13 protein-coding genes are annotated in these 13,278 nt (G+C 67.6%); 10 read left to right on the forward strand and 3 right to left on the reverse strand.

Features of this window, described 5'->3' with window-relative positions; translation table 11 throughout:
- Positions 1 to 1,354 (reverse strand): glutamate--cysteine ligase (locus tag N5J73_RS22390; RefSeq protein ID WP_279941351.1); only part of this gene is annotated, 1,354 nt, incomplete at its 3' end.
- Positions 1,355 to 1,506: 152 nt separating this feature from the next.
- On the opposite strand from N5J73_RS22390, the gene N5J73_RS22395 reads away from it, so the two are divergent.
- The 3 genes from N5J73_RS22395 to N5J73_RS22405 all read left to right on the forward strand — a co-directional run bounded on the left by N5J73_RS22395 (position 1,507) and on the right by N5J73_RS22405 (position 4,685).
- Positions 1,507 to 2,211, forward strand: a complete 705-nt coding sequence (locus N5J73_RS22395; protein ID WP_049448864.1) for a VIT family protein — start codon at positions 1,507 to 1,509, stop codon at positions 2,209 to 2,211.
- Positions 2,208 to 3,032, forward strand: coding sequence for a helix-turn-helix transcriptional regulator (locus N5J73_RS22400; RefSeq protein WP_049448867.1), 825 nt, complete (start codon positions 2,208 to 2,210; stop codon positions 3,030 to 3,032). The genes N5J73_RS22395 and N5J73_RS22400 overlap by 4 nt, the downstream gene beginning before the upstream one ends.
- Positions 3,033 to 3,713: 681 nt before the next feature.
- Positions 3,714 to 4,685 (forward strand): MBL fold metallo-hydrolase, encoded by a 972-nt coding sequence (locus N5J73_RS22405; protein ID WP_049447794.1) that lies wholly within the window; start codon positions 3,714 to 3,716, stop codon positions 4,683 to 4,685.
- Between the two features lie 72 nt (positions 4,686 to 4,757).
- On the opposite strand, the gene yihA is transcribed toward N5J73_RS22405, so the two are convergent.
- Positions 4,758 to 5,360: a ribosome biogenesis GTP-binding protein YihA/YsxC gene (gene yihA, locus N5J73_RS22410; RefSeq protein WP_005411022.1), complete on the reverse strand. Its 603-nt coding sequence runs from the start codon at positions 5,358 to 5,360 to the stop codon at positions 4,758 to 4,760.
- A 156-nt stretch (positions 5,361 to 5,516) separates the two neighbouring features.
- On the opposite strand from yihA, the gene N5J73_RS22415 reads away from it, so the two are divergent.
- From N5J73_RS22415 to N5J73_RS22430, 4 genes are all read left to right on the forward strand, one after another.
- On the forward strand, positions 5,517 to 6,317 hold the full coding sequence (locus tag N5J73_RS22415) for a c-type cytochrome (protein ID WP_049447795.1): 801 nt from the start codon (positions 5,517 to 5,519) through the stop codon (positions 6,315 to 6,317).
- Between the two features lie 106 nt (positions 6,318 to 6,423).
- Positions 6,424 to 7,074, forward strand: a complete 651-nt coding sequence (locus N5J73_RS22420; protein ID WP_049447796.1) for a thiol:disulfide interchange protein DsbA/DsbL — start codon at positions 6,424 to 6,426, stop codon at positions 7,072 to 7,074.
- 106 nt (positions 7,075 to 7,180) lie between these two features.
- Entirely contained in the window at positions 7,181 to 8,011 is an 831-nt protein-coding gene (locus tag N5J73_RS22425) for a thiol:disulfide interchange protein DsbA/DsbL (protein ID WP_049447797.1), read from the forward strand.
- A gap of 23 nt (positions 8,012 to 8,034) precedes the next feature.
- The gene (locus N5J73_RS22430) at positions 8,035 to 8,802 is read left to right on the forward strand and encodes an endonuclease/exonuclease/phosphatase family protein (protein ID WP_049447798.1); all 768 of its coding nucleotides are present in this window, start codon (positions 8,035 to 8,037) and stop codon (positions 8,800 to 8,802) included.
- 109 nt (positions 8,803 to 8,911) lie between these two features.
- Here N5J73_RS22430 and N5J73_RS22435 read toward each other — a convergent pair whose 3' ends face one another.
- Positions 8,912 to 9,781, reverse strand: a complete 870-nt coding sequence (locus N5J73_RS22435) for an EamA family transporter (protein ID WP_049447799.1) — start codon at positions 9,779 to 9,781, stop codon at positions 8,912 to 8,914.
- Between the two features lie 72 nt (positions 9,782 to 9,853).
- On the opposite strand from N5J73_RS22435, the gene N5J73_RS22440 reads away from it, so the two are divergent.
- The 3 genes from N5J73_RS22440 to fhuE all read left to right on the forward strand — a co-directional run bounded on the left by N5J73_RS22440 (position 9,854) and on the right by fhuE (position 13,275).
- Positions 9,854 to 10,336 carry an Lrp/AsnC family transcriptional regulator gene (locus N5J73_RS22440; protein ID WP_049447800.1) on the forward strand — a complete coding sequence of 161 codons (483 nt, stop codon included), beginning with the start codon at positions 9,854 to 9,856 and terminating at the stop codon, positions 10,334 to 10,336.
- A gap of 77 nt (positions 10,337 to 10,413) precedes the next feature.
- A complete protein-coding gene (locus N5J73_RS22445; RefSeq protein ID WP_049447801.1) occupies positions 10,414 to 10,965 on the forward strand; it encodes a M23 family metallopeptidase in 552 nt (183 codons plus the stop codon).
- A 171-nt stretch (positions 10,966 to 11,136) separates the two neighbouring features.
- On the forward strand, positions 11,137 to 13,275 hold the full coding sequence (fhuE, locus tag N5J73_RS22450) for a ferric-rhodotorulic acid/ferric-coprogen receptor FhuE (RefSeq protein ID WP_049447802.1): 2,139 nt from the start codon (positions 11,137 to 11,139) through the stop codon (positions 13,273 to 13,275).
- The last annotated feature ends 3 nt before the right edge of the window (positions 13,276 to 13,278 follow it).

The raw sequence follows: 13,278 nt of genomic DNA on the forward strand, positions 1-13,278 counted from the left end.
ACTCGCGGAATACCGGATCCACATCGCCGTGCCAGCGGCCATGGAACAGCGCCAGCTTGCGTTCGGCCGGGGTCAGGCCGGACTCGACGATCTCCTGCAGCACATCCAGGAACTTGCTTTCATCCTGGCCATCGGCATTGCGCGCCGCACGGTGCTTAAGGCCTTCCACGGAAATCTTCACTGCTTCGCGGGCCAGATCACGCACGGTGCCATTGCGGAACGGCAGGTTCATCGCATGCTTCGGCACGCCGTCGCGCAGTGCATGTCGCTCGGCCAGGGTGAAGTCACGCACCAGGTCCCAGGCGGCATCCAGTGCGGTGTCGTCGTACAGCAGGCCCACCCAGAACGCCGGCAGCGCACACAGACGGCTCCACGGGCCACCATCGGCGCCGCGCATTTCCAGGTACTTCTTCAGCCGCACTTCCGGGAACGCGGTGGTCATGTGGTCCGACCAGTCGCGCAGGGTGGGCAGCGCGCCCGGCAGCACCGGCAGCCTGGCCTGCATGAAATCGCGGAAGCTCTGTCCGCTGGCGTCGTGGTAGATGCCATCGCGGTAGGAGAAATACATCGGCACGTCGAGCAGGTAATCGACATAGCGTTCGTAACCGAACCCATCCTCGAACACGAAGTCGAGCATGCCGGTGCGGTCGGCATCGGTGTCGGTCCAGATGTGCGAGCGGTAGCTCAGATAGCCGTTCGGCTTGCCTTCGGTGAACGGCGAATCGGCGAACAACGCGGTGGCGATCGGCTGCAGCGCCAACGACACGCGGAACTTCTTCACCATGTCCGCTTCGGTGGCGTAGTCCAGGTTCACCTGCACCGTGCAGGTGCGGGTCATCATGTCCAGGCCGAGCGAGCCGACCTTGGGCATGTACGCGCGCATGATCTTGTAGCGGCCCTTCGGCATCCACGGCATCTCATCGCGCTTCCACTTCGGCTGGAAGCCCATGCCGAGGAAACCCAGCTGCAGTTCGCCGGCCACCTGCGCCACTTCATTGAGGTGGGTGCCGGTCTCCACGCAGGTCTGGTGGATGGTTTCCAGCGCCGCGCCGGACAGTTCCAACTGGCCGGCCGGTTCCAGCGTCACCGAGGCGCCATCGCGCAGCAGGGCGATCGTGTTGCCGTTTTCCTGCACCGGCTCCCAGCCGAAGCGGACCAGACCGTTGAGCAGGGCTTCGATGCCGCGCTCACCTTCGAAGGTCGGCGGGCGCAGGTCATCCAGGCGGAACCCGAACTTCTCGTGCTCGGTGCCGATGCGCCACTGCGCGCGGGGCTTCTCGCCGGAGGCGAGCACCTCCACCAGCTGCGAGCGGTCGGTAATGGGTGTATCGGCGACGTGGCTGGGGCTCGACAAGGGGAGGGCTCGCTGGACAGTGGCGGGGGATGTGGGGCCCGGGGCCTTCCATCGCAAGGGCGCACTATAGCGTGGCGACCGGTTGCGTCATGCGACGGTGACGGGTTTCAGCATCCTACCGACGCCCTCTTGACCCTCGTACACTCAAGGCCATGAGCCGCCATTCACGACACCCCGAACTGCACCGCTCCGAGCGTGTCGGCTGGCTGCGTGCCGCCGTGCTGGGCGCCAACGATGGCATCGTCTCGGTGGCCGGCCTGGTGGTCGGCGTGGCCGCCAGCGGCGCCTCGGCTGCGACCATCCTGGCCACCGGCGTGGCCGGCACCGTGGCCGGCGCGATGTCGATGGCCGCCGGCGAGTATGTCTCGGTGCAGACCCAGGCCGACACCGAAGACGCCGACCTGGCGATGGAAAAGCGCGAACTGCACGAAGATCCGCACAGCGAGCTGGAAGAGCTGGCCGCGATCTACCGCCACCGCGGCCTGGAGCCTGCGCTGGCACGGCAGGTGGCCGAACAGCTTACCGCCCACGATGCGCTGGGCGCCCACGCACGCGACGAGCTGGGCATCACCGATACCCTGCGCGCGCGCCCGCTGCAGGCGGCACTGGCCTCGGCCGGGGCCTTTACCTGCGGCGCGGCACTGCCGGTGCTGACCGCCCTGCTCGCGCCGGTGGACAAGGTTGCGATGATGACCACGGCCAGCACCCTGCTCGGCCTGTGCCTGACCGGCGCGATGGCGGCTCGGGCCGGCGGCGCACCGCCGGTACGCGGCGCGATCCGGGTGATGTTCTGGGGCGCACTGGCGATGGCCGCGGCCGCCGGCGTCGGTCGCCTGCTCGGCGCGCACGTGACATGACCGCCATGCTGCCCCCGGCCACCGCACTGCTGGCCGAGATGGCCAGCCTGGCCGGCTGCGCACGCGCCGAAGGTTATGCCTGCATCACCGCACGTCGCGAACATGGCGCCAGCTCGGTGGAGATTCCGCAACCGCAGTTCGCGATCCTGCTGGAAGGCCGCAAGCAGGTGCGTACCGCACACCAGTCGCTGGAGTTCGTTCCCGGCGACATCCTGCTGCTGACCCAGCGTTGCCGCATCGACGTGGTCAACAGCCCCGATCCACGCACTGGCCGCTATCTCAGTGCCATCGTGCCACTGTGTGCCGAGGTGCTGGCAGCCGCACGCACGCTGTGGAGCGAGGAACTTCCCGCGCCGGGCCAGTCGATGGCGCGGTTGCCGTTGATCGAACACGCTACGGTGCTGCGCCAGTGGCGGCAATCGCTGCAGGACGGCCGCTACAGTGAAGCACGATTGGCCCTGGCCTCACTGGTGCTGACGCTGTGCCGGCAGGGCCATGGCAACCTGCTGCTGCCGCAGGCACCGAGCCTCGGCGAACAGATCCGCGACCGCATCGCCGCCGAACCGGCACGCGACTGGCAATCGCGCGACGTGGAAGAGCAGTTCGCGCTGAGCGGCGCCACCCTGCGCCGTCGACTCGCCGCCGAGGACACCAGCCTGCGTCAGCTGCTCACCGAGGCACGGTTGGCGCATGGCATGCAGCTGCTCTATACCACCGACCTGCCGTTGAAGACCGTCGCCGCACGCGCGGGCTACCGGTCTGCGGCGAGTTTCAGCAAGCGCTTCGCCGAGCAGTACGGACTGGCTCCCACAGACATTTGAGGGGGTTCGGCAGGGCTGCGCCCTGCACCCGCCGAAGCGAGAGCAAGAGCCGGAGCAACAGCAACAGCAACAGCAACAGCGTGCATTCCGTGGGATGGCGGGACGGTGTGGGTGGGCAGGACACGCCGTAAACCCGTCCCTGGGGGCTCGATGGCGCCATCCATGGCGCCAACGGTCCTGCCCACCCACACCGCCCCACCTTCGACAGGTTCACTCGGCTGTTGGCAACTGCGGCTTTGTTCCGCGCGGCTGTTGGTAGGTGTCGACCTTGGTCGACACATCTGTCACATATCGAATGAGTCATCCACGCATGGCGTGGATCTACTGTATCGACCAAGGTCGACACCCACCGGGGCAATACGTCGTTCCAACAGATCGCGGAAAACTGTCGAAGGCGGGGTGGGTCCGGTTGCGGGGGCGTGAGCCGCATGGATGCGGCGACCGAGCTTACATGGATGTACTTGCAGCGTCCCCCGCAACCGGACCCACCCCGCCATCCCACAGGAAACCAGTTTTTGACGTTGCTTTGGCTGCGGCCGTTGCCTCTGCGGGTGCAGGGCGCAGCCCTGCAGACAACACCCCTTCCCTGAGCATTCCGCGTAGTGGTTTGAGCGCCGCGCACACATCGGCCACGGCACGCTATGCAGCAACGGAATCATCCGTCGTCCACCGAGAACCGCCATGACCCTGCGTCACCTGCCGCTGCACGGCGCCCTGCTGTTGGCCCTGTCGTCCCTGCCGCTGGCCGCACTGGCCGAAGCCACCTCGCCCGCCCCCACCCAGCAGGTGCCCGGCGTCTACCACCAGCGCGTCGGTGCGCTGCAGATCACCGCCCTGTTCGACGGCGTGGTCGCGCTGGGTCGGCAGGAAGTGGTGGACGTGCCGCCGACGCTGGTCAGCCGCCTGCTCGAAGGCCGCTATGTACCTGAGGACAAGAAAGGCCTGCAGACCGCGATCAACGCCTTCCTGGTGCGCCAGGGCAACCACCTGACCCTGGTCGACACCGGCACCGCGCAGTGCTTTGGCCCCGGCCTGGGCCAAGTGCTGGGCAACTTGCGCGCGTCCGGCGTCGACCCGACCGAGGTGGATGAGGTGCTGCTGACCCACGCCCATCCGGACCACCTGTGTGGCGTGCTCGATGCACAGGGCAAGCCGGCCTATCCCAATGCCACGGTGTGGCTGTCCAAGGCCGATGCCGATTACTGGCTCAACCCTGCCAGCGAGGCCACCGCGCCGAAGGGCGTGCGCTTCGCCTTCCCGCTGGCACGCAACGCGGTGGCGCCGTATCAGGCCAGCGGCCACCTGCGCACCTTCAGCCCCGGCGATGCCCTGCCCGGCGGCGCGGTGGCGATGGACACCCATGGCCACACCCCCGGCCATGTCTCCTACCGGTTCGACAGCCAGGGCCAGTCGCTGCTGGTGTGGGGCGATGTGCTGCACTTCCACGCCGTGCAGTTCGCGCATCCGGAAGCGGCATTCGAGGCGGATTCGGACCGCAAGGCGGCCATCGCCAGCCGGCGGGCGCTGTTGCAGCAGGCCACCGCCAATGGTTGGTGGGTGGCCGGTGCGCACCTGCCGTTCCCCGGCCTGGGCCATGTGCGTGGCGAGGGCAAGGCCTATGCGTGGGTGCCGGCGGAGTATTCGCCGTTGTGAGGGTGTGCCGACCAAGGTCGGCACCCACCGATCGGGTAGCGCCCGGCTGCCAGCCGGGCGACCGGCAATGCCTTATTCCAGCCCCAGCCAACCACCGATCACGCCGCGGGCTTCGTCCACGCCGGTGCGGTCTTCGCCGGAGAACACCTGCACGCTCACGCTGTCGCCGTAGGCCGATTGCAGTTCCTTGCGCACCTTCTGCAGGGACTGCATCTGCTGGCTGCGGCTGAGCTTGTCGGCCTTGGTCAGCAGCGCGTGCGCCGGCAGGCCACGCTGCACGGCATAGGACAGCATCTGCCGGTCGTAGTCCTTCAGCGGATGGCGGATGTCCATCACCACCACCAGGCCCTTCAGCGCCTCGCGGGTGCGGAAGTACTTGTCGATGAAGGCCTGCCAGTGCGCCTGCAGGTCCAGCGGTACCTTGGCGTAGCCGTAACCGGGCAGGTCGACCAGATGCGCTTCCGGGGTGACCTGGAAGAACACCAGCTGCTGGGTCCGGCCGGGGGTCTTGGAGACACGGGCCAGGGCGTTCTGGCGGGTCAGCGCGTTGAGCGCACTGGACTTGCCGGCGTTGGAGCGGCCGGCGAAAGCCACTTCGGCCCCTTCGTCGGGCGGCAGCTGCCGCACGTTGTGGGCCGAAAGGTGGTAACGGGCGCGTTCGATGAGCAATGACATGTGCCTAGGATCGCATGTTGCGGCGCCGCGCGCCCGTGCCGGCGGCCTTTGCGGGCATTTTGCTGCACTGCTGCGTTGACCGTGTGCGGAAACGGCGTTGATAATCCGGGCGATGCCGGCGGCCACCGCCCGGCCCGGTCCATACGGAGCTTCAGCATGCGCCACGCTCGCGTTCTTGCCGTATCCGCCCTTGCCACTGCTGTAGTCGTTGCCGCTGCTGCGTTCGCGCAGACCACGTTGACCCCGCTGCCCGACAACGGGCCGATCAACACCGCCTCGCTGGAGGTGGATTTCAGCAAGACCCACTGGGGCGATGCCAAGGCCGGCCAGACCAAGGCCTCGGCCTGCGCGGCCTGCCATGGCGCCGACGGCAACTCCACGGTGGAGATGTACCCGTCCATCGCCGGCCAGAGCGAACGCTACGTCGCCCAGCAGATGGCCCTGATCGCCAATGGGCAGCGCAGCTCCGGTGCGGCGGTGGCGATGGTGCCGTTCGTGCAGAACCTCACCCCGCAGGACATGCGCGACATCGGTGCGTTCTTCGCGACGCAGAAGGCCACCGCCGGCATCGCCGATGACACGGCGGTCACTGACGGCCCCTACAAGGGCATGAAGTTCTACGAGATCGGCCAGCAGCTGTACCGTGGCGGCGATGCCAAGCGTGGCCTGCCGGCCTGCATGGCCTGCCACGGCCCCAGCGGTGCCGGCAATCCCGGACCGGCCTATCCGCACCTCGGTGGGCAGCACGCCAGCTATGTCGCGCGCCGCCTGCAGGAATACCAGGCCGGCCAGACCAACGAGACCGACAAGGCGCACTTCCAGATCATGGCCACGGTCGCGCAGAAGCTCAGCGAGCAGGAGGTGCAGGCGCTGTCGAGCTACCTGCAGGGCCTGCACAACAAGGCCGACGACGTGGCTGTGACGACCACGCCGGTACAACCGGCTGCCGCGCCCTGACCACCGCTGGTCGGCCCGGGCCGCCACCGCGGCCCTCGCCTGCGGTATGTTTCCTTCACGCCGGCGACCGCGCCGGCGTTGCTTTTTTCAACGGAGATGCGTGTCGATGAGGTTGATTTCCCGCCTGATGTTGTCCGTGCTGGTGCTGCTGCCCCTGGTGGCCTGCGCCGCAACCCCCGCCAATGCCCCGCTGGTCGAGGGCAAAGACTACGAACGCATCGCCCAGCCGGGCCCGTTCCAGCCGCTGGCCGGCAAGATCGAGGTGGTCGAGGTCTTCGGCTACACCTGCCCGCACTGCGCCCATTTCGAACCGCAGCTGGAAGCCTGGGCGGCCAAGCTGCCGGCCGACGTGCGCTTCACCCCGGTTCCGGCGGCCTTCGGCGGCGCCTGGGACGCCTGGGCCCTGGCCTACTACGCCGCCGACGAAGTCGGCGTGGCCAAGCGCAGCCACGCGGCCGTGTTCAAGGCCCTGCACGAGGACGGCTCGCTGCCGATGCAGAACGTCTCGGCCGATGAGCTCGCCACCTTCTACAAGGCCTACGGCGTGACTCCGGACCGTTATCTGCAGGCCCTGCGCGGCGACGCCGTACAGAAGAAGGTCGACGCCGCCCGCGCGTTCGCCCAGCGCACCAGGATTCCGGGCACCCCGGCGATCATCATCAACGGCCAGTACCTGGTGCGTGGCAACAGCTTCAACGACCAGCTGCGCATCGCCTCGGCGCTGATCGCCCAGGCCCGCGCCGCCCGCGGCCGCTGAACCAACGCCCACCATCGACACGGCGCTGTCGCCGCCGCATGTCATCATTTCCCTCTGGCCGGCGCCTGACGCCGGCCCCACCTTTCCAGATGCTGGAGACGTTTCCATGAAGATCCGTTACGCCCTCGCACTCGCAGCGCTGCTGCCGATCCTGGCCGCCTGCAAGGCCGACGATGGCACCGCCAACACCTCCGCGGCTCCGGCCGAACCGGCGGCCGCGCCGGCCACCACCGAACCGGCGGCGCCTGCCGCTGGCGCCGAGGGCGCTGCCCCGGCCGCTGCCGAAGGCGAGAAGGCCGCGACTGAAGCGGCACCGGCCGCTGCACCGGCCCCGACCACCGCCGCACTGACCGGCCCGGCCCCGGTGGAAGGCGCTGACTACCAGGTGATCCCGAACGGCCAGCCGTTCCAGCCGGCCGCCGGCAAGATCGAAGTGACCGAGATCTTCGGCTACGTCTGCCCGGCCTGCGCCGCATTCCAGCCGCTGGTCGGCCCGTGGAAGGCCGGCCTGCCGAGCGACGTGAACTTCGTCTACGTGCCGGCCATGTTCGGCGGCACCTGGGACAACTACGCCCGTGCCTTCTACGCCGCGCAGACCCTGGGCGTGCAGGAGAAGACCCACGAAGCCCTGTACGCTGCCATCCATTCGCAGAAGACCCTGAAGGGCGAGCGCGGCACCGATTCGGTTGACGACATCGCCAAGTTCTACGGTGCCTACGGCGTGGATCCGAAGCAGTTCGCCGCCACCATGGGCAGCTTCGCAGTGAATGCCAAGACCAACTCGGCCAAGCAGTTCGCCCAGCGCAGCCAGATCAGCGGCACCCCGTCGATCATCGTCAACGGCAAGTACCTGGTGAAGGGCAAGAGCTTCCCGGACATGCTGCGCATTGCCGACCACCTGATCGCCCGCGAACGCGGTGCGGCCCAGGCTCACTGATCCAAGAGAAGCACTTCCCGGCCGTGAATTCCCCCCGTACACGGACCCTGCGCTTGCTGACGGCCAACATCCAGGCCGGCTCAAGTACCCGCCGCTACAGCGACTATGTGACCCGCAGCTGGTCACATGCGCTGCCGGCGGGTCGCAAGCGCAGCAGCCTGGACGCGATCGCCACCCTGGCGCGCGAACATGACATCGTCGGCCTGCAGGAGGCCGACCCGGGCAGCCTGCGCTCGGGTTTCACCAACCAGACCCACTACCTGGCCCAGCGTGCCGGCTTCAACTACTGGAGCCATCAGCCGAACCGGCGCATGGGCGGGGTCGCCTCCAGCGCCAATGGCCTGCTGAGCAAGCTGGAACCGGTGGAAGTGCAGGACCACGCCCTGCCCGGCCGCATCGGCGGGCGCGGCGTGCTGCTGGCCAAGTTCGGCGAGGGTGCCGATGGTCTGGCGGTGGCAGTTGCCCATCTGTCGCTGGGCGCGGGCTCGCGGATGTCACAGCTGGGCTTCATCGCCGAGCTGCTGTCCGACCACCCCAACGCAGTGCTGATGGGCGACTTCAACTGCCTGGCCGAGCGCCCGGAAATGCAGGTGCTGTACCAGAAGACCCGGCTGCAGCCCCCGGGCTGCATCGTACCGACCTTCCCCAGCTGGCGCCCCGACCGCGCCATCGACCACATCCTGGTCAGCAGCGGCCTGCAGACCCGCACCGTTGAAGCTGTGCCGGCCGCGTTCTCCGATCACCTCGCGCTGGCGATGCAGATCGACGTCCCGGCCGACGCCCTGCGCTGAACCGCCGCCCCGGTAGGTGCGGACCGTTGGTCCGCACGCTTCGCGCCGGCCGCCGCCTGGCGCCCCCTAAATCAGGGCATAAACGACTTAATCCCCTCCGTCCCTTTTTTCAGGCGGTGACCGGTACCTTCAACCGCCGCGCGGTCATCGTGCTGCCCACCGAGGCCAGCACCGTGCAGCCGATCGCCAGCCACTGCAATCCATGCAGGTGCTCGTGCAGCAGCAGCATCGCCCACAACGCGGCCACCGCCGGTTCCATGCTGATCAGGATGCCGAAGGTCTCCTTCGGCAGGCGCTTGAGCGCCATCATTTCCAGCGACATCGGGATCGCGCTGGAGACCAGCGCCACCAGCAGGCCGGCCGCCAGGATTTTCGGGTCCAGCAGCGCGGCGCCGGCATGCACCACGCCCACCGGTACCACCACCAGCGACGCGGCCAGCAGCCCCAGCGAGACCGAATGCCCGGCGTGCAGATGGCCAGCACGCTTGCCGAACACGATGTACAGGCCCCAGCACGCGGCTGCGCCCATTGCATACAGCACCCCGGCCGGGTCCAGCGCCGGGCCACCGCCCAGCGGCAACAGCAGCAGCAACCCCACCACCGCGCAGCCCACCCAGACGAAGTCGATGGGGCGTCGTGATGACAGCATCGCCACCGTCAGCGGCCCGGTGAATTCGATGGCCACCGCGATGCCGAAGGGAATCGTGCGCAGGGCCATGTAGAACAGCAGGTTCATCAGGCCCAGGGTGAGCCCGTAGCGCAGGATGGTGATCGCATCCACGCGGCTGGTCTTCCAGCGCCATGGCCGCCAGAACAGCAGCAGCAACAGCGCCGAGAAGCCCACGCGCAGCGCGCTGGTGCCCTGGGCGCCGATCAGCGGGAACAGGTGTTTTGCGTAGGAGGTGCCGATGGCCAGCGAGGTGACCGAGCCAAGCACCGCCAGCGCCGGCAACATCGGCGCGAGTCGTGAGGTCTGCATGGGCAAAGTCTATTGCGCCGGCGCCGAGCACTTGGCTCAATTGACAGCCCGTTCGTGCAACTTCTGCTCGCCATGGCCACCGCCCCCGTGCTCGACAGCTTCGATCGCGCCATCCTCGACCTGCTGCAGCGGGACAACACCCTGCCGCAGCGCGAAATCGCCGAGACCGTGCACCTGTCCACCCCGGCTGTGCAGCGCCGCATCAAGCGCCTGCAGGACAGCGGCGTGATCGCAGCCAATGTGGCGGTGGTCGCTGCAGCCAAGGTCGGGCGACCGCTGACCATCATCGTGGAGGTGCGCGTGGTCAGCGAGCAGCGCGAACGCGTGGCGCCGTTCAAGCGCCGCGTGCAGGACGACCCGGCCGTGCAGCAGTGCTACTCGATCACCGGCGATGGCGATTTCCTGCTGCTGCTTTCGGCGGCGTCGATGGAAGAGTACGAGGCGATCACCGAGCGCCTGTTCGGTGGCGATGACAACATCGAGCGCTTCCGCACCTCGGTGGCACTGGGCACGTTGAAGCGGAGTTTCGAAGTCCCGCTGACACCGGCTCTGTAGCGTCGAGCCAGGCTCGACTGCCTTTTGACCGCAAAGCTGAAGCAGTCGGGCGTGGCTCGACTCTACACTTCGAAACCATGAGTACACCGCCCTCCCCTGCCCACCACCTTCGCCGCTGGTTGCTGCGCAGCCTGTGGCTGGCCATCGCCCTCGTCGCCGCGATGACGCTGTGGAACAGCCCATGGGCCGCTGCACCGAAACTGCTGTGGACACTCTCTCGTATGCCGCCGGCCACGCAACTGCCGGTGCCGGTGGACGGCGTGCGGCCACGCCAGATCGCCGATACCTTCGGTGCGCCACGTGGCCGCGACCGCTCCCACGCCGGCATCGACATCTTCGCCAAGCGCGGCACGCCAGTGCGCAGCGCCACGGCCGGTGTCGTCGCGGATGTCAGCGAGCGCGGGCTCGGCGGCCGCCAGGTGTGGGTGATCGGTCCCGGACGCGAACGCTACTACTACGCGCATCTGGAGGACTGGGCCGACGGCCTGGCACGCGGCCAGGTGGTGCAGCCCGGCGATCTGCTCGGCCATGTCGGCGACAGCGGCAACGCCAAGGGCACACCGCCGCACCTGCACTGGGGCATCTACGGCTCGAACGGCCCCCGCGATCCGCTGCCATTGCTGCGCTGACCGCCACCGCGTACCCGCGGACCGATCTGTTCATGATTTGTAAATAGTAATAGTTCGTATTACCATTTCTTTCGTTTCCGGTGGTGCCAGGACGGCCTGCCCGCCCTTCCCTACCCGTAGCGCATCGCCTCCTGGATGACGGCCGAACGCGCGTGCTCGTCCAGGACCCCCATGACCCGTCCCGCCTTCCGTACCCTGCAGCTGCAGCGGCTGTCCGTTGCCGTGCTCGCCGTTCTCTGCGCCGTGGCCCCGGCCGCCTTCGCCGACACCGCCGCCGATCCGACCACGTTGGACAAGGTGGTGGTGAAGGGCGAGCGTGCCGAAGGCTATTCGGTGCGCCGCACCTCGGCCGGTACCCGCTTCGACCTGACACCGCGCGAAATCCCGCAGTCGGTCAGCATCATCAGCCACCAGCGCATCGAAGATCAGAAGCTGGACGACATCATCGACGTGCTGGCCAATACCACCGGCGTGACCAGCACCCAGTCCGACAGCGAGCGCACCGAGTTCTACGCGCGCGGCTTCTACATCGATGCCTACCAGTTCGATGGCCTGCCGACGCAGATGGTGCAGAACTGGAGCTACGGCGATTCCGGCCTGGATCTGGCGCTGTATGACCGCGTGGAAGTGGTGCGCGGTGCCACCGGCCTGCTCAGCGGCGCCGGCAATCCGTCGGCGTCGGTGAACCTGGTGCGCAAGCATGCCGACAGCGCCGAGCTGGCCGGCAGCGTCTCGGTGAACGTGGGCAGCTGGGGCCGCACCCGCACCACCGTGGACGTGGGCAGCGCGCTCAACGCCAGCGGCAGCGTGCGTGGCCGCGTGATCGGCAGCTACCTGGATACCGACGGCCAGATGGACCGCTACAACCAGCGCAAGACGCTGGGCTACGCCGTCATCGACGCCGACCTGACCCCGGACACGCAGCTGAGCGTGGGCTACGACTACCAGCAGAAGCGCGCCAATGGTGCGACCTGGGGCGGCTTCCCGATGTGGTACGCCGATGGCAGCCCGACCAACTATCCGACCTCGTTCAATCCGTCGCCGGACTGGACCTACTGGGACACCACCAGCAAGCGCGCGTTCGCCACCCTGCAGCATGCCTTCAGCAATGGCTGGAAGTTCAAGATCGGCGCCACCCACGACCGCACCAAGGCCGACGACAAGCTGTTCTATCCGTCCTACACCGCGTTCGACAAGAGCACCGGTGCCGGCGTCACGCCGATGGCCGGTTTCTACAACACCGAGCGCAAGGTCGATGGCATCGATGGCTACATCGACGGACCGTTCCAGCTGTTCGGCCGCGAGCACCAGTTCATGGCCGGCCTGAGCTACAACAAGCGCGAGTTCACCAACTACGGTGACTTCCAGATGGGTGGCCCCGGCACCGGCTGGAACCCCTTCAGCTCCTACCTCGACTGGACCGGCAACATTGCCCAGCCGAACTGGAACCCGCTGGCGCTGGCCAGCCAGGGCACCATCACCCAGAAGGCCGGCTATGCCGCCACCCGTCTGTCGCTGGCCGACCCGCTGAAGCTGATCCTCGGTGCGCGCTACACCAACTGGAAGAGCGAAGGCGAGAACGACGACCGCGAACACAAGGTGACCACCCCGTACGCCGGCCTGGTGTATGACATCAACGACACCTACTCCGCGTACGCCAGCTACACCGAGATCTTCCAGCCGCAGACCGCCCGCGACCGCAACGACCGCTATCTCGACCCGGTCGACGGCAAGAGCTACGAGGTGGGCGTCAAGGGTGCCTGGTTCGACAACCGGCTGAACGCCTCGCTGGCGGTGTTCCGCATCGAGCAGGACAACGTCGCCCAGGTCACCAGCGAGCCGATCATCGGCCGCCCGGGTGAGTTCGCCTCGATCGCTGCACGCGGCACCGTCAGCCGCGGCTTCGAGTTCGAAGTGAACGGCGAACTGGCCCCGGGCTGGAATGCGACCTTCGGTGCTTCGCGCTATGTGGCCAAGGACATCAATGGCGCCGACATCAACACCAACCTGCCGCAGACCGCACTGAAGCTGTTCACCAGCTACACCCCGCAGTCGCTGCAGGCGCTGACCGTCGGCGGCGGTGCCAACTGGCAGAACCGCATCTACTACGCCGCACCGGTGGTGGGCCGCTTCGAGCAGCAGGGCTACGCGCTGGTCAGCGCCTTCGTGCGCTACCGCATCTCGCCGGAGTTCAGCGTGCAGGCCAACCTCAACAACCTGCTGGACAAGAAGTACTACTCGCAGATCACCGGCTACGGTGCGTATGGCGATGGCCGCAATGGCTCGCTGACGTTCACCTGGGCGTTCTGATCA

The organism is Stenotrophomonas sp. GD03654, assembly GCF_029845105.1.
Classification (GTDB): Bacteria; Pseudomonadota; Gammaproteobacteria; order Xanthomonadales; family Xanthomonadaceae; genus Stenotrophomonas; species Stenotrophomonas africana.